The sequence below is a fragment of the Chelativorans multitrophicus genome (assembly GCF_011317445.1).
Classification (GTDB): domain Bacteria; phylum Pseudomonadota; class Alphaproteobacteria; order Rhizobiales; family Rhizobiaceae; genus Chelativorans; species Chelativorans multitrophicus.
In genome coordinates, this window is sequence record NZ_JAAAPL010000006.1 from 61,472 (window position 1) to 76,837 (window position 15,366).

Consider the following 15,366-nt stretch of genomic DNA (forward strand, 5'->3'; position numbering starts at 1 on the left):
CCTAGCGTGAGCGGCCATCAACCTGGGTGGGCTTCAGGCTTTCAATATCGACACCCTCAAGGCAGCGGACATTGACCGCCACCATCTTCGTGCCGTCGGGCGCGGCTGCGCGGGCGAAGGACTGCATGCCGCAGACCGAGCAGAAGGAATGCGCAATCTGCCTGGTGTTGAAGCGGTATTCGGTCAGCTTGTCCTCGCCCTGCTCCAACTCGAAGTTTTCCTCCGGCGTGAACGCCAAGATGCTGCCGCGGCGCTGGCAGTATGAGCAGTTGCAGGTGATCGGGCGCGAAAGATCGACATCGACGTTGAACCGCACCTCGCCGCAATGGCAGCTACCTTCGTAATGCATCCATTTCTCCCAACCCGGTGACTACCCGCTAGCTCAAAACCACGTTCGCCGCCGATTCCGGCAATTCCTCGCCGAAAGCGCGCTGGTAGAACTCGGCCACCATGGCGCGTTCCAATTCGTCGCACTTGTTGAGGAATGTGAGGCGGAAGGCGAAGCCGACATCACCGAAGATTTCCGCATTCTCGGCCCACATGATCACCGTGCGCGGGCTCATTACGGTCGACAGATCGCCGTTCATAAAGGCCGAACGTGTCATGTCGGCCACGCGCACCATGCGGCCCACGATCTCCCTGCCCTTCTCGTTCTGATAATGCTTGGCCTTCGCCTGAACGATGGCGACTTCCTCGTCATGCGGCAGGTAGTTGAGCGTGGTGACGATCGACCAGCGGTCCATCTGCGCCTGGTTGATCTGCTGGGTGCCGTGGTAAAGGCCCGTCGTGTCGCCCAAGCCCACCGTGTTGGCGGTGGCGAAGAGACGGAAGGCAGGGTGCGGCCTGATGACGCGGCTCTGGTCGAGTAGCGTCAGCCGGCCGGAAGACTCCAGCACGCGCTGGATTACGAACATTACATCCGGGCGGCCGGCGTCGTATTCGTCGAAGACGAGCGCAACGTTGTGCTGATAGGCCCAGGGAAGAATCCCGTCGCGGAATTCGGTGATCTGCTTGCCTTCCTTGACCACGATCGCGTCCTTGCCGACGAGGTCGATACGGCTCACATGGCTGTCGAGATTGATGCGCACACAGGGCCAGTTGAGGCGCGCCGCCACCTGCTCGATATGGGTGGATTTGCCCGTGCCGTGATAGCCCGAAATCATCACGCGGCGGTTGTAGGCGAAACCGGCCAGGATCGCGAGCGTCGTCTGCTTGTCAAACAGGTAGTCCGGATCGATATCGGGGACATGCGGGTCCGACTCGGCATAGGCAGGCACGACCATATCGGCTTCGAAGCCGAAGGTCTCCTGCACGGAAACCGTGGTGTCGGGCAGATTGGCGATATCGCGATCGATCTTGTTCATCATACCTCCAGCGCGCGCGAGGGGAGGGCCCGCGCCGCTTGTCATCGTTACGCTGGCCTCTTAGCAGAGACCCGGGCTAACAGAAACCCGCCTGCTTGAGGAGCCGATAGGCCTGAAGGACATCGCGCAGGCGCGCTTCGGACCCACGGTCGCCGCCATTCGCATCCGGATGGTGGCGCTTTACCAGCGTTTTATAGCGCGCCTTTATATCAGCGCCAGTCGCATTTGCCGCGAGGCCCAGTGTTTCCAGCGCCTTGGCCTCAAGTGGCTTCAATCGCCGCTCTACGGGAGCACGGGAGCGGCCCTCGGCTCCGCCAAACAGATTAAACGGGTCGCCCACGCGGCGATAGTAGGCGGCATGGCCGGAGCGGAAGGGGGCGAAATCTGCCGCTGCCTGGCCCGTGCCGTTCGAGCCCACTTTCCATGTAGGACGGTGGCCCGTCAGCGCCTCCTTTTGGAAACGCGCGATCTCGCTGTCCTTCAGGCCGGAGAAGTAGTTGTAATTCTTGTTGTATTCGCGCACGTGCTCGAAACAGAAGCGGAAATATTCCCCTTCCCGGTGCCGGCCCACGGGCGCACGGTGCAGGCCGGGCTCCTCGCAGCCATCCCACTGGCAGCGCGGCGCGGCGGTGTCCGCCTCCGGCTGGCGCCCGGGGCGGATGCGGATTTTCTCGAAATATTTCGAGTTCAGTTTCATGCCCGTCCTGGAAACAGCAAATCAGAAGAGATTATGGCCTTTCGCGGCGGCGAAACAAGAATTGACATTTCGCCGGCGTTGGGCCTAGCCCGCCTTCAGGCCATTGCCGCGCATTTTGAGGGACCAAGTGATTCCACTTGGGCCGAAAATGCTTTAGGCCACGATGGCGATCATGACGGGGAGCTTCCCCTATATGGTGTCAGGAGGCATTCTTGTCCATTCAAACTGCAATCGAAAACAAGCTTATGCAGGCGTTTTCGCCGGAACGCCTTGCCGTCATCAACGAAAGTCATCTTCACGCGGGCCATCACCACACCGAGCACGGCCATGAAGAGGTTTTCGACGGGACGGGTGAGACGCATTTCCGTGTGCGCATCGTTTCCGCCGCTTTTGCCGGCAAGACCCGGATCGAACGGCACCGCGCCGTGAACGAGGTGCTGGCGGAAGAACTCAAACGTGGCCTGCACGCGCTGGCCATCGAGCCGGCAGCGCCCGGCGAGAAGACGCGGTGGTGAGAGCGCTGCCTATTTCTTGATCGCAGGCTTCTCTTCCACCGCAGGGCGGATGCGCAGCAGGGTGATGCGGTTCTTCTCCCGCTTCATTACGATGAAACGCTTGCCGAAGAAGGTGAAGGCCTGCTTCTCCTCCGGTATCGTCTGCGTCTCGTGAATAACGAGCCCGGCGATGGTGGTGGCCTCGTCGTCCGGCAGGTTCCAGTCGAGCGCGCGGTTCAGATCACGGATGGGAACGGAGCCGTCCACCACGATGGAACCGTCCGCTTCCTGTTTCACACCCTGCATTTCCACGTCGTGCTCGTCGGAAATATCGCCGACAATCTCCTCGATGATGTCCTCAAGCGTGACGAGTCCCTCCACCTCGCCATACTCATCCACCACGATGGCGATGTGCGCCTTGCGCCGGAGAAAGGCGTTCAACTGGTCCTGCAGCGAGGTTGTGTCGGGCACGAACCAGGGCTTGCTAGCCACCTTCATGATATCGATGCGGGCCGGGTCGTTTCCGACCTCGTGCAACGCGCGCAGGAGGTCCTTGGTGTGGACCACGCCGACAATGTTCTCCGTTTTCGTCTTCCAGACCGGAATGCGCGTATAGGGGCTGCCCAGGATTTCGCTCACTACAGCCTCGGGCGGCTCGTCGGCATTGACCGAGCGCATATTCGTGCGGTGGATCATCACGTCTGAGACTTCAAGCTCGTGCAGGTCGAGCAGGCCGCCCACGCGGTCGCGATCCTGTTTCACGACGCCTCCCTCGCGATGCAGGACTTCGACGGTGCCGCGCAGTTCCTCATGGGCGGAGAGAAGCGGTTTGTCGCGCGAGAGATTGATGCCGAAGATCGCCAAAAGCAGACGCACGATCATGTTCGCCGCCGATGAAAGCGGGCCGAAGATGAGGACGATAAGCCGCGCGAAGGGAGATACAGACAACGCAAACTGCTCCGGCCGCGCGAGAGCCCAGGACTTCGGCAGGATTTCCGAAAAGATCACGAGCATCACGGTCATGCCAATCGTCGCGTAGATCACGCCGGCATCGCCGAACAGGGCGAGGAGAACGCTGGTGGCAAGCGACGATGCCAGGATGTTGACCAGGTTGTTGCCAATGAGCAGCGCGCCCACAAGGCGGTCCCGCCGTGCAATCAGCTTCTGGACCACCGCTGCACGGCTATCTCCCCCGCGTTCCAGCGTATGAAGCCGCGCACGGGACACGGCAGTCATCCCGGTTTCCGTTCCGGAAAAGAGAAAGGAAAGGATGATCAGGCACAAGATGATTACGCCCGTGACGAGGAGCCCGGTGGTCATTTCGGTACAACGTCCTTGAGAAAGGCAAGCACTTCTGAAGCGGGCACATCCTTGGCGATGAAGGATTGCCCGATGCCATGCGTGAGGATGAAGGTGAGCGCGCCACGCGACACCTTCTTGTCCTGCGCGATGAATGAAAGCAGCGTTTCAGCATCCGGCAGTCCGCCGGGGATCTGGTCGGTCCGGGTCGGCAGCCCTACCGCGCTCAGATGCGCCTCCACACGGGCGGAATCATCCGCGCTCGCGAGATTCATGCGCGTGGAAAATTTGTGCGCCAGCACCATTCCGATCGCGACGGCTTCACCGTGAACAAGACGCCCGCCGTCATACCCGGTGGCCGCTTCAAGCGCGTGGCCGAAAGTGTGGCCAAGATTGAGCAGGGCGCGGTCGCCCGTCTCGCGCTCATCCCTCTCCACGATCTCGGCCTTGGCGCGGCAGCATTCTGCGATTGCTTCGATGCGTGCGCTGCCGCCGGAAAAGATCTCCCGCCAGTTCGCTTCCAGCCAGGCAAAGAAAGCGGGTCGGTCGATGAGCCCGTATTTGGCAACTTCCGCGTAGCCGGCGCGGAACTCGCGCACAGGCAGCGTGTCGAGCACGCTCGTGTCTGCCAGCACCAGTTTCGGCTGGTAGAACACGCCCACGAGGTTTTTGCCGCGCGGGGTGTTGATGCCGGTCTTGCCGCCCACCGAGGAATCGACTTGCGCCAGGAGCGACGTCGGCACCTGGACGAAATTCATTCCGCGGCGGACAATTCCCGCGGCAAAGCCCGCAAGGTCGCCCACGACGCCGCCGCCCAAGGCGATGACCGCATCTCGCCGCTCCAGCTTTGCGGCGAGAATAGCGTCGACCGTCTCTTCCAGTGATTCGAAGCTTTTGCTGCGTTCGCCAGGCCTCAGGCGCACCGCGACGCATTCGATGCCGGCAGCCGCAAGACTGGCTTCAAACGCTTCCAAATGCGCGGCGGCGACATTGTCATCCGTGACAATCGCGGCCCGGCTGCCGGGCAAGCGCGCGGAAAGCTCTTCTCCAGCAGATGCGGTGAGGCCTGGACCGATGAGAATATCGTAGGCGCGCTCTCCGAGCCCCACGGTGACGGTAACGGCGTCGCCGGTGGTGCGGCTCATTTCGCGGTTTTCCTTCATCTGGCGCCTTTCTTCAGAAATGCGGCAATTCCCTCAAGGACTTCAGAGGCGATCACTTCCTTCGGGTCGTCCCGCGTACGCACGGTTATGTCGGCAAGTTCATAGATCGGATAGCGGATTTCGATCAGCCGCTGCATTACCGCGCGCGGATCATCGGTCTTGAGCAGGGGCCGGTCCTGCCGCTTTGCGACACGTTGCATGAGCGTGTCGAGATCGGCTTTCAGCCAGACCGATACTCCCTGGCGCAGGATGGCACGGCGTGAGGATTCGCTCATGAATGCGCCGCCGCCGGTGGAAAGAACTTTCGGACCGTCCCTGAGCAGCCGGGCAATGACCCGGCGTTCAAGCGCCCGGAACTCGTCTTCCCCGTAGCCGGCGAAGAGCTCCGGTATCGACATGCGGGACACGGATTCTATCTCGTGATCGCTATCGATGAAGGGCAGCCCCAGCATCCCGGCCACCTTGCGCCCGACGACGGTCTTGCCGGCGCCCATCAGCCCGACAAAAACGATGCTGCGCCGCCCCAGCTGCTTCAGCACGGCGTTTGTATCGAGTTCCGGGGTGGATTTGGCCGACGACATCATTCCACAGCTTTCGACACGAAAACTGGGACACGTCAAGCATTTGGGATAACGACCCGCCCGCTTGCATTGGCCGACTCGGCGGTAGATAAGCGTCTGGGACTACAAAGGGTGGATATGCCTACGCTTTTTCGGCTTCTGACGAAGCTCGCTATTCTCGTTGTGCTTGCATACGCTGTTATGTACGCCTTGGCGACCTTTGTGACGCCGAGGCAGACGGAAATCGTGGTGCCTATTCCACCGGAACGGCTCGACCGGCGGTGAATGCCTGCCGCCAGCGCTGTTTGGAAATTGTTTGCGTTCTTCGCTTAGTAATTTCGACTTGCAAGGCAGGATGAAAATGGCGAGCGGCGCGAAGATTGAAGCGTTTCTGGAGATGATGGCGGCCGAGCGGGGCGCGAGCGACAACACACTCGCCTCATATCGCCGGGATCTGGGAGACGCGGACGCTTACCTCGAAGCGCCTTGCGGCGGGGTTTTCAAGGCGAGCGCCGCTGATATCCGCAAATACCTCGCGGACATGACTGCGCGCGGCTTCGCCTCGACAACCCAGGCGCGCAAGCTTTCTTCGCTGCGTCAGTTCTTCAAGTTCCTTTATTCCGAAGGCATGCGCGACGATGATCCCACCGGCGTGCTCGACAGCCCGAAGAAGGGCCGCCCCCTGCCCAAGACGCTAAGCGAATCGGAAATGAACGCGCTTCTCGAAAGGGCAGCGGACGAGGCACGAGAGGCGCCAGCGGGCACGCCCGCGCGCGTCGCTGCCCAACGGCTCTCAACGCTCCTGGAAATGCTTTATGCCTCGGGTCTGCGCGTTTCGGAATTGGTCAGCCTGCCGCTCAGAGTGGCTCTAAGGGACGAGCGCTTCTTCACCGTGCGGGGAAAGGGAGGCAAGGAGCGCATGGTTCCGCTTTCCGCCAAGGCGCGTGAAGCGGTGGCCTTGTGGCTCAAGGAGCGGGCGCGGCATCCCTCTTTCGCGAACAGCCCCTGGCTGTTCCCGGCGGTATCGGCAAGCGGATACCTCTCTCGTCAGGTCTTCGCGCGCGAGCTTAAGGGCCTGGCCGGACGCGCGGGAATTTCAACGGCCAAAATCTCCCCACATGTGCTGCGCCATGCCTTTGCCAGCCACCTGCTGCAGAACGGCGCGGATCTGCGCGCCGTGCAGCAATTGCTTGGCCACGCCGACATCTCGACCACGCAGATCTATACCCACGTGCTGGAAAAACGGCTGCAGGAACTGGTGCAGAAGCACCACCCGCTTGCCGATTAGCGTCATGACCGCTATGTGAAACCACGTTTTTTAGCGGCGTGGCGCCCTGAAAATGCCTAACCGCGGTGTCTCGTGTCCGATTTTTTGGCGGGTGAATGTACAACTATCTCGATTTCGAAAAGCCGGTCGCCGACCTCGAAGGCAAGATCCTGGAACTGAAGAAGCTCAGCGAAAGCGGGGAGGCGGTCGACGTTGCCGAGGAGATATCCCGGCTTGAGCGGCGCTCCAAGGACGCCTTGCGGGATGTCTACCGCGCGCTGACCCCGTGGCAGAAGGCTCAGGTCGCCCGCCATCCCGACCGGCCCCACTGCATGGACTATGTGCGGGCGCTTTTCACGGATTTCACCCCGCTTGCGGGCGACCGCGCCTATGGCGAGGACGAGGCAGTGGTGGCTGGCTTTGCACGCTTCAAGGGGCAATCCATCGCCATTGTCGGCCAGGAAAAGGGTAATGACACCCACAGCCGGCTCAAGCACAATTTCGGCATGGCGCGCCCCGAAGGATATCGTAAGGCGGTGCGGATCATGGATCTGGCCGACCGTTTCGGCATTCCGGTCGTAAGCCTGGTGGATACCGCGGGCGCATATCCGGGGATCGGTGCTGAGGAGCGGGGCCAGGCGGAGGCTATCGCGCGATCCACGTCGAAATGCCTAAGCCTCAAGGTCCCCAATATTTCCGTCATCATCGGCGAGGGCGGCTCGGGCGGCGCCATCGCGATCGCCACGGCCAATCTCGTCTATATGCTGGAGCATTCGATTTATTCGGTGATTTCGCCGGAGGGCGCCGCATCGATCTTGTGGCACGATTCCACCCGTGCCAAAGACGCGGCGACCAATATGAAGATCACCGCGCAGGATCTTCTTCAGCTCAAGGTGATCGATGGCATCATTCCCGAGCCGGTCGGCGGCGCGCACCGGGCTTCGGACGTCGTTATCAGGACCACCGGCGAGACGATCGAGAACGGCTTTCGCGAGCTTGCCGAGAAGGTGGGAGATTTTCGCGAGCAGCGGCGGGAGAAGTTCCTGGCGATTGGCCGCAGCCTGTAGGAAGCCGATTCCAAGCGGCACTTCTCAGGACTGTTCGGGGCGGAAGATATTCGTGACTTGTTATAATCTTGCCTTGTTCTGTGCTTCAGGATAAGCGGTAATAGCCTGTTGCTGGTAATGATTTGTAAAGCCTAACGGGTATTTAGTAGTGGGGACACCCGCCTCCTGCGCCGGGAGAGGGGAATGGCGACCAGGACCCGAGACTTTTGCATGAAAAGCCGTTTTGCTTGTGCTGTGCTTTTGCCGGCCTTCATTCTCGTCGGATGCAGCGGATCCCTTGAGGACCTCGCGCCCAAGGCAGCGGAGCGGAAGCTCCCGCCGGAAGTCACGGAAATCATCAAGGCGAAGGGCATGAGCACGAATGCCCCCATCATGATGCGTGTCTTCAAGGAAGAGGGCGTGCTCGAGGTCTGGAAGCAGAAAAAGGACGGACGCTACGACCTCGTAAAGAGCTACGAGATCTGCAAATGGTCCGGCAAGCTCGGGCCGAAATATACGGAAGGCGACCGTCAGGCGCCGGAAGGTTTCTATACCATCCGGCCGCAGCAGATGAATCCGAATTCCAGCTATCATCTGTCCTTCAATATCGGTTTCCCCAACGCTTACGACCGCGCGAACGGCCGCACCGGCCAGCACCTGATGGTGCATGGCGCCTGCTCTTCAGCGGGCTGCTACTCCATGACCGACGAGCAGGTGGAGGAAATCTACGCCTTCGCGCGTGATGCATTTCGCGGCGGGCAGGAAGCCTTTCAATTCCAGGCCTTTCCGTTCCGCATGACGGCACAGAACATGGCGCGCTACCGGAACGATCCGAACTATCCTTTCTGGCAGATGCTGAAGGAAGGCTATGATCATTTCGAGATGACCAAGGCGCCGCCCAAGGTCGATGTTTGCGAAGCGCGATATGTCTTCAACCGTGTGGCAGCGGAAGGCTATACTTTCGAGCCGACGGCGGCCTGCCCGCCCTCGACGCAGCCTGAAGGGCTGTTGATGGCCTATCAGGCCTATAAGAAGAAGCAGGATCTTGCCATCTCAAAAGCGGCGTGGAGCTGGTCGAAGAAGGAACCGAAGCCGACCATAGCCGGCGTTGAGGAAGCGATGCTGGTGGCCGATTGGAGCCGCCGCCGCAGCCGCGGTGAGAGGGTTAGCCGTGAGCCGCCTTCGCTGAATCCGGTGACGGTTGCGAAATCCAAACCCCTGATCTCCACGCCTGTCTCGGCCTATGCGGCAGTGTCTCAGGGATCTCCACAAACCCAGGCCGCTGCCGCCGCCGCCCCCGCGCAGGAGCAACAGCGTGCTCAGGTCGGGATTGCGAACAACGAAGCGAATGCAACGGTGGCGGAATCACAGGTCGAGGTGGGTGCCACGCCGCTCATCACGGGAACCACGCCTGTTCCGACGCCCAATCCCAACAGCGAGGCCTCCGCTCCCACCGTTCAGGTGCAGCCGGCTCCCGAGCAGGGCGGCCGCATGAGCAGGCTCTGGAATGCGCTACGCAGGTGAAGCGAATATAGTGGAAGTTTATGATCTTAAGGGGCTTAACTGCCCTTTGCCCGTGCTGAAGGCGAAGAAGCGCCTTGCCGGCATGCCGGCTGGTCAGCGCATATGGGTCGAAACGACCGACCCTCTTGCCGTGATCGATATTCCCGCCTTCTGCAACCAGGATAATCATCGTCTTCTTGAGACAGAAAACATGCCGGGCGGGCACCGCTTTCTCATCGAGCGCGGCGAGGGAAAAGATTAGGCGAGGGTTGACCTCAACCAGCGGCATGGCAGCACAGGGTGGGCAGTTAACCCCTGAAGCCCGGTATGGATAACGGGTTCTGTTCGACGGCGGTGCGGTCGGGCGTGTCGATCGCCACCTGGCCTGTAAAGGCTGCAAACAATCTACGAGTATAATCCGTATCGAGGCCGCGTCCGATAATGACGAGGCGCGTGCCGCGCTCATTGTCCGGCCAGCGAGACAGCAATTCCGGCGCATGGAAGAATTGTTGCGCACCCTGAATGAGGAGGGGCCTATCGGGATGCTCCACCGTTTCCACCAAACCTTTTATGCGCAGGATCTTGTCTCCCTGTTGGGAGGCGACGAGGTCGAGGAAGTTTTCGATCACCAATCTTGGCAAGGCAGCGGCATGCCTGAGCGCAATACCCTGGAAATCCTCATGATGATGGTGGTGTTCATGATCGTGGTCATGGTCATGGGCGTGGCCGCACTGCTCGCCTGCGAGCGTTCTCTGTCCGCCGAATGCGGGACGGAGCAGCATCTCGACAACTGATGTGTCGCGGCCATCCAGCAGTTCTGCGTTGCCGTTGAGGATCGAAAGCTTTCGGAAAAGCGCATCCGGGTCGTCTTCCGGTGCAAGTTCAGCCTTGGTCACGACGATCCGGTCTGCGACGGCTGCCTGCCGGCGCGCTTCCTCGTGCCGATCGAGTGTTGCAGAGCCGGTGATAGCATCGATGACTGTAATGACGCATTCGGTGCGGTAAAGTTGAGACAGCAGCGGATGTGCCATGACCGACTGCAGTAGCGGAACGGGATCTGCCAACCCGGTGGTTTCGACAATAACGCGGTCGAGTGCCGGGCGGCGGTCCGGCAATGAAACAAGCAGGTCCACAAAGTCGCCGCGGACGGTGCAGCAAAGGCATCCGCCGCCCAGTTCTACGATTTCCTCACCAGACTGCTCAATTAGAAGGTGATCAAGCGAGACATCGCCGAACTCGTTGATCACGACTGCGGTATTTGCCAGATTGGGCGCCTTCAGGATGCGGTTGAGCAATGTGGTCTTGCCGGCGCCAAGAAAGCCGGTGACGACAACCAGTGCTATGGGCCTCGCAGTCTCCACGGCAGCTCAGCCGCCCTGCTGCACGGCAACAGGCCGGGGCGGATATGCGGGCCGGGGCGTGGGGATCGGAATGTTGGCGTAGCGCGGCGTCGCCGGATCTTCGCCTATCGCGCCGCCAAGCCCGACGGCCACCACCCGCAGCTCGCGTTCCAGCGGATGCACATAAGGGGAGGTCAAGATGAGGCGCCCTTCGTCGTCACGCTCCTTCATGCGTTTGGCCACGGCTTCCTCGGAGCAGATTTCCGGCCTGATATCGGCGACGTCTTCAGTGACCTGTTCGGAGGGGCGAAGGTCGACAATGCTTGGTGCTCCCAGACCCTGGGTCTCAAAACCGCGCGTCAGGAGATCGGCGGCTATCTCGGCGCGCTGCACCTGCGACTGGGCACCGAGCACGACAGCTGCAAGCGTGCGCTCTCCACGGGTCGCCGTCGCCACGAGATTGAAGCCCGATGAGCATATATATCCCGTCTTCATTCCGTCCGCGCCGTCGAAGCGGCCGATCAGGAAATTCGTGTTTTCCTTGACGGATTTTCCGTTGCGGATGCCTTCAATGGAAAAATAGCTGGCATATTGAGGGAACTGGGCCCTCAGCGCGCGCGCGAGGATCGCAAGATCTCGCGCCGTGGTGAATTGCGAAGGGCCAGGCAGCCCGTGTGCGTTGATGAAATGGCTGTCCGTCATGCCCAAGCGCTGTGCCTCTGCATTCATGCGGGCCACAAATGCCTCTTCGGAGCCGGCGACACTCTCTGCCAGGGCGGTGGCAATGTCGTTGGCGGACAGCACCATCAAGATCTTCAGCGCGTTATCCAGCGTCAGCACCGATCCCACCGAATAGCCCATCTTGCTGGGGGGCTCCTTCGCCGCGTTTTGCGAAATGCGAACGGGCGAATTGATCTGCAGCCGGCCCGATTCAAGCTCCCGGAAAACCACATAGGCGGTCATGAGCTTTGTGAGCGAGGCAGGATACCAGCGCTGGAAGGCGTTTTCCTGGGCCAGCACCCGGCCGGTGCCAACATCTACAAGCACGTAGGGTCCCGCAAGAGCAGGCAGGTGCAGCATCGAATAGCAGAACACTGCCAGCAGGATGACCTGTCTCTTTCGCCAAAGCCTCATGACGTTCCAATTCCGTGTTGCGCGCCCGCCAACATTGTCCATACAATGCGCCAAGGAAACTTCCGCTTAATTCGAATCTTCGAATGCGCCGTTGCGGTAGCCAATGCAATTTGTCGTTATCATGACGGGCCGCCTTTTCATTGTTTCTAAATTCCTTCGGACCGCAAGCACAGGAAAGAGTTTTCATGCCGATTGTGAACCGAGCTGCTGAACTTCAAGGTGAGGTCACCGAGTGGCGCCGGCAATTGCATCGCAACCCGGAACTCCTCTTCGACGTGAACGAAACCGCCGCTTTCGTGAGCGACAAGCTTCGTGAGTTCGGTTGCGATGAGGTGGTGACGGGACTCGGACGCACGGGGGTGGTCGGCATCATTCGCGGCAGCCGCGGCGCAGGCCCGTGCATCGGTCTGCGCGCCGATATGGATGCATTGCCGCTTCAGGAGGCGGTCGATCGGCCTTATGCTTCTGCAGTTCCGGGCCGCATGCACGCCTGCGGGCATGATGGCCACACCGCGATGTTGCTGGGCGCCGCCAAATATCTCGCCGAGACGCGCAATTTCGTGGGAACCGCTGCCGTTATTTTTCAGCCCGCCGAGGAAGGCGGTGGCGGCGGGAACGAGATGGTGAAAGACGGCATGATGGAGCGCTTCGGGATCACGCGCGTCTTCGGCATGCACAATTTGCCTGGCATGCCGGTCGGGCATTTCGGCATCAGGCCTGGGCCCATCATGGCCTCGACCGCGGAGTTCAACATCGTCGTTGAGGGTAAGGGCGGTCACGCAGCCATGCCGCATAAGACAATCGATCCCGTTGTGACCGCCGCGCAGATCGTCATGGGCCTTCAGACCATCGCCGCAAGATCGGCGGATCCGCTCGAATCCGTCGTCGTTTCGGTCACCAAGTTCCATGGTGGCGATGCGCACAACATCATTCCCGACAGAGTCGAGATGGCAGGGACGATTCGGACGCTTAAAGGAGAGGTAAGCTTGCTTGCCGAAGGGCGCCTGCGCACGATCGCGGAAGGTATTGCCCATGCCCATGGGGCGAAGGTGGCGATCGATTATGATCCGAACTATCCCGTGACCGTAAATAATCAGGCGGAAGCCGAATTTGCCGCACAGGTGGCTGTCGCCGTGGCGGGAGCGGCCAATGTGGCCACCGATGTCCCACCCCTGATGGGTGGCGAGGATTTCTCCTACATGCTGCTGGCCCGGCCCGGCTGTCTCATCTTCATCGGAAACGGCGATAGCGCCGGCCTGCACAATCCCTCCTACGACTTCAACGACGAAGCCATTCCATATGGGATCAGCTATTGGGTTCGGTTGGTGGAAAGTGCGCTTCCAGCGTGAAAAACTCGGGGCGGCAAAATGTCTCGGGCGGGGCGGCGAGCGGTTGCATGAAGTCCATTTCGGCTTGGCTATACCGCCGCTACAGGGTATGAGTGCGTCACTGGATGGGTCCCGTAGCTCAGTAGGATAGAGCATCAGATTCCTAATCTGAGGGTCGCAGGTTCGAATCCTGCCGGGATCACCAACATTCAACGGTTTAGCACCACAAATCCCATTTTCACCTCGCGTGGAGGCGTTCCGCGCTTTACCGCGTCCGTCCGAGCCGGCCGGTCCGTTCATGCGCGGCGGTAATCCCTGAGATGATGACTAAGGTCGAAGCCGCTTTTTTGACCCGCTCGGAGGGACAATCGAGACTGTAGGCGAGCAGCCGGCTCCGTCAGCACGACAACGGATCGCCTCTTTAAGGCCGCTTAACCCAATCGGGGGATGCAAGGCTCCGTGGCCGCCCTTAGTTTGACCTCTGGTGTTCTCACCACCTTGAGAATGCAAAGGGGGGCAAATGCGCGCTGGTTGCGAATTGAAACGCTTTGCGTCGGGACTGACGCTGGCGATGGCCGTGGCAATTACGTCAATCCATGTTTCCCATGCGGGATCCGGGAAGACTCTCGAACTCGGCAGGGAAACGCCGGTCCTTACGCTGTTTTGCGTCCATGCTGATGCGGCGATCACCCTCATGGGACGCCTTGTGAAAGGAGAAAGCCTGCTCCCTTCCGATTTCGGAAGCTCGTGTACTGTCTTTGCCGAAAGAGTTCTGGTCGAGAAGGTGCATAGCAGACAGGAGGACCCAACGGGACGCATCTGGACTCTCGCCTCTGTGCAGCTTCCAGGCGAAAGAGTCGGATACATACTCACGACATTGGAGGTTTCGATAGGCGTCGAGGTATGAGCCCGTCTTCCGGAGAGCCTCGCACGTTTGGGTTTATGCGAGCGGTCCGCAGCACTCGGAAGTAGAATTGACACCGAATTCAGCTCTGGCAGAGTGCTGACGGATGCGGCTCGACGACTTCGGGGGTGGCTGATGGAGGAACGCATCGAGAAGGCGGTGAACGGCTGCTACGAGGCGGTTATCGCGCCCGAAACATGGCCGGATGCCCTTCATAAGTTGTCCCGCGCGGTCGACGCGGCCTGCACCATGTTCTATCCGAAGGACGCTGACAAGGCGGCCCTGGAGAAGGTTCCTGCCTCCCACGACTACACCGATTTCCTTGACCACTACATCAAGCATCGCTGGTACGAAGGCCATTACCGTGGCGAGCGCGGCTGGCCGCTGCTTTCCCGCGGCTGCGTTGTGATCGAGCACGATCTTGCGACCGACGAGGAGCGGCGGCGGCTGCGGCATTATAACGAGCTCTACCTCCCTTTCGACTTTTACGGCTTCGCGGCTGTCGGATACCGGGTTGAGGGCAGGATTTGGGCAGTATCGATGTTGAGGTACGGAAGCCAGGGGCACTTCACTCGCGATGACGCCGTTCGGCTTTCCGGGCTCAAGCCTCACTTCGCACGCATGACTGCCCTTTCGGAAAAGCTGGCAATGAGGCAGGCCTCGACCGGTCTAGATGTGCTCGATCGGATCGGCTGCCCTGCTCTGCTGCTGGACTGGCGCGGCGCTGTCGCGCGCGCCAACACCCGCGCCGAGGCACTGCTTGGCCCCGATCTTGCAATCCGCGGCGGCAAGCTCGCCGCTGCTGACCGGTCCAGCAACAACGATCTCCAGGCCTTGATACGAAGCCTATTGGCGCGCGACGTTTCGTTGTCCACGTGTCTTCCGGGTTCCGCGCTCGTTCGCCGCCTGGGAAAGAGGCCTCTGCTGTTCGAGGCGCTCCCTGTAGCCGGCCTGTTCGCCGACGTGTTCCATCGGTCGAGGGCGCTCCTCCTCGTGACCGATCTCGACAGGCAGCCTCTCCCTGACGAGGTGCGGCTTCGCCTGGCCTTTGGACTCACACCGGCCGAGTCAAGGCTAGCGGTTGCACTGGCTGCCGGGGAAGGCCTCAAACGCGCCGCGGACTCGCTGGGCGTGTCGTACGAAACCGCGCGTGCACAGCTGAAGTCAGTCTTCGATAAGACAGATACGCGGCGGCAGGCGGAACTGGCGGCGCTGTTGGGACGTGCCGGAAGCCGTGTCTGAGGCGGACCGCTCCCGTTCCTCGACG

16 protein-coding genes and 1 tRNA gene are annotated in these 15,366 nt (G+C 60.8%); 9 read left to right on the forward strand and 8 right to left on the reverse strand.

The genetic code is table 11. The features are described 5' to 3' along the window. Position 1: 1 nt before the first annotated feature. The 3 genes from GNP00_RS20695 to GNP00_RS20705 form a co-directional block, all read right to left on the reverse strand. Complete coding sequence (locus tag GNP00_RS20695) at positions 2–349, reverse strand: GFA family protein (RefSeq protein WP_011582383.1); 348 nt, start codon at positions 347–349, stop codon at positions 2–4. A 28-nt stretch (positions 350–377) separates the two neighbouring features. Next, complete coding sequence (gene cobS, locus GNP00_RS20700) at positions 378–1,364, reverse strand: cobaltochelatase subunit CobS (protein ID WP_041544831.1); 987 nt, start codon at positions 1,362–1,364, stop codon at positions 378–380. Positions 1,365–1,440: 76 nt separating this feature from the next. Further along, positions 1,441–2,061 carry a J domain-containing protein gene (locus tag GNP00_RS20705; RefSeq protein WP_011582381.1) on the reverse strand — a complete coding sequence of 207 codons (621 nt, stop codon included), beginning with the start codon at positions 2,059–2,061 and terminating at the stop codon, positions 1,441–1,443. 212 nt (positions 2,062–2,273) lie between these two features. Between GNP00_RS20705 and GNP00_RS20710 the strand changes: the two genes are divergently transcribed. Then, entirely contained in the window at positions 2,274–2,576 is a 303-nt protein-coding gene (locus GNP00_RS20710) for a BolA family protein (RefSeq protein ID WP_011582380.1), read from the forward strand. A 9-nt stretch (positions 2,577–2,585) separates the two neighbouring features. Here the strand turns inward: GNP00_RS20710 and GNP00_RS20715 are convergent, their stop codons facing one another. Genes GNP00_RS20715 through GNP00_RS20725 form a run of 3 tightly spaced genes read right to left on the reverse strand, consistent with a single transcriptional unit; the run spans position 2,586 to position 5,601 of the window. Beyond that, the gene (locus tag GNP00_RS20715; protein WP_011582379.1) at positions 2,586–3,875 is read right to left on the reverse strand and encodes an HlyC/CorC family transporter; all 1,290 of its coding nucleotides are present in this window, start codon (positions 3,873–3,875) and stop codon (positions 2,586–2,588) included. Then, positions 3,872–4,999, reverse strand: a complete 1,128-nt coding sequence (aroB, locus tag GNP00_RS20720; RefSeq protein WP_011582378.1) for a 3-dehydroquinate synthase — start codon at positions 4,997–4,999, stop codon at positions 3,872–3,874. Before aroB ends, GNP00_RS20715 begins: the two co-directional genes overlap by 4 nt. A 14-nt stretch (positions 5,000–5,013) precedes the next feature. Continuing rightward, positions 5,014–5,601: a shikimate kinase gene (locus GNP00_RS20725; RefSeq protein WP_011582377.1), complete on the reverse strand. Its 588-nt coding sequence runs from the start codon at positions 5,599–5,601 to the stop codon at positions 5,014–5,016. 337 nt (positions 5,602–5,938) lie between these two features. Here GNP00_RS20725 and xerD point away from each other — a divergent pair, with 337 nt between their 5' ends. The 4 genes from xerD to GNP00_RS20745 all read left to right on the forward strand — a co-directional run bounded on the left by xerD (position 5,939) and on the right by GNP00_RS20745 (position 9,655). Continuing rightward, positions 5,939–6,865 carry a site-specific tyrosine recombinase XerD gene (gene xerD, locus GNP00_RS20730; protein ID WP_011582375.1) on the forward strand — a complete coding sequence of 309 codons (927 nt, stop codon included), beginning with the start codon at positions 5,939–5,941 and terminating at the stop codon, positions 6,863–6,865. A 95-nt stretch (positions 6,866–6,960) separates the two neighbouring features. Next, the gene (locus GNP00_RS20735; protein ID WP_011582374.1) at positions 6,961–7,911 is read left to right on the forward strand and encodes an acetyl-CoA carboxylase carboxyltransferase subunit alpha; all 951 of its coding nucleotides are present in this window, start codon (positions 6,961–6,963) and stop codon (positions 7,909–7,911) included. Between the two features lie 210 nt (positions 7,912–8,121). Then, on the forward strand, positions 8,122–9,414 hold the full coding sequence (locus tag GNP00_RS20740) for a L,D-transpeptidase family protein (protein ID WP_041544829.1): 1,293 nt from the start codon (positions 8,122–8,124) through the stop codon (positions 9,412–9,414). Next, positions 9,398–9,655 carry a sulfurtransferase TusA family protein gene (locus GNP00_RS20745; protein WP_041544828.1) on the forward strand — a complete coding sequence of 86 codons (258 nt, stop codon included), beginning with the start codon at positions 9,398–9,400 and terminating at the stop codon, positions 9,653–9,655. The genes GNP00_RS20740 and GNP00_RS20745 overlap by 17 nt, the downstream gene beginning before the upstream one ends. A 46-nt stretch (positions 9,656–9,701) precedes the next feature. Here GNP00_RS20745 and GNP00_RS20750 read toward each other — a convergent pair whose 3' ends face one another. Together GNP00_RS20750 and GNP00_RS20755 are read right to left on the reverse strand one after the other, a co-directional pair. Beyond that, positions 9,702–10,754, reverse strand: coding sequence for a GTP-binding protein (locus GNP00_RS20750; RefSeq protein WP_011582371.1), 1,053 nt, complete (start codon positions 10,752–10,754; stop codon positions 9,702–9,704). Positions 10,755–10,760: 6 nt separating this feature from the next. Next, positions 10,761–11,867 carry a D-alanyl-D-alanine carboxypeptidase family protein gene (locus GNP00_RS20755; RefSeq protein WP_041545605.1) on the reverse strand — a complete coding sequence of 369 codons (1,107 nt, stop codon included), beginning with the start codon at positions 11,865–11,867 and terminating at the stop codon, positions 10,761–10,763. A 185-nt stretch (positions 11,868–12,052) separates the two neighbouring features. Between GNP00_RS20755 and GNP00_RS20760 the strand changes: the two genes are divergently transcribed. The 4 genes from GNP00_RS20760 to GNP00_RS20775 all read left to right on the forward strand — a co-directional run bounded on the left by GNP00_RS20760 (position 12,053) and on the right by GNP00_RS20775 (position 15,341). Further along, positions 12,053–13,216 (forward strand): M20 aminoacylase family protein, encoded by a 1,164-nt coding sequence (locus GNP00_RS20760; RefSeq protein ID WP_011582369.1) that lies wholly within the window; start codon positions 12,053–12,055, stop codon positions 13,214–13,216. 107 nt (positions 13,217–13,323) lie between these two features. Beyond that, positions 13,324–13,400 (forward strand) — tRNA-Arg (locus GNP00_RS20765). A 315-nt stretch (positions 13,401–13,715) separates the two neighbouring features. After that, on the forward strand, positions 13,716–14,102 hold the full coding sequence (locus GNP00_RS20770; protein ID WP_011582368.1) for a hypothetical protein: 387 nt from the start codon (positions 13,716–13,718) through the stop codon (positions 14,100–14,102). 132 nt (positions 14,103–14,234) lie between these two features. Continuing rightward, positions 14,235–15,341 carry a LuxR family transcriptional regulator gene (locus tag GNP00_RS20775; protein WP_011582367.1) on the forward strand — a complete coding sequence of 369 codons (1,107 nt, stop codon included), beginning with the start codon at positions 14,235–14,237 and terminating at the stop codon, positions 15,339–15,341. Positions 15,342–15,366: the final 25 nt, after the last annotated feature.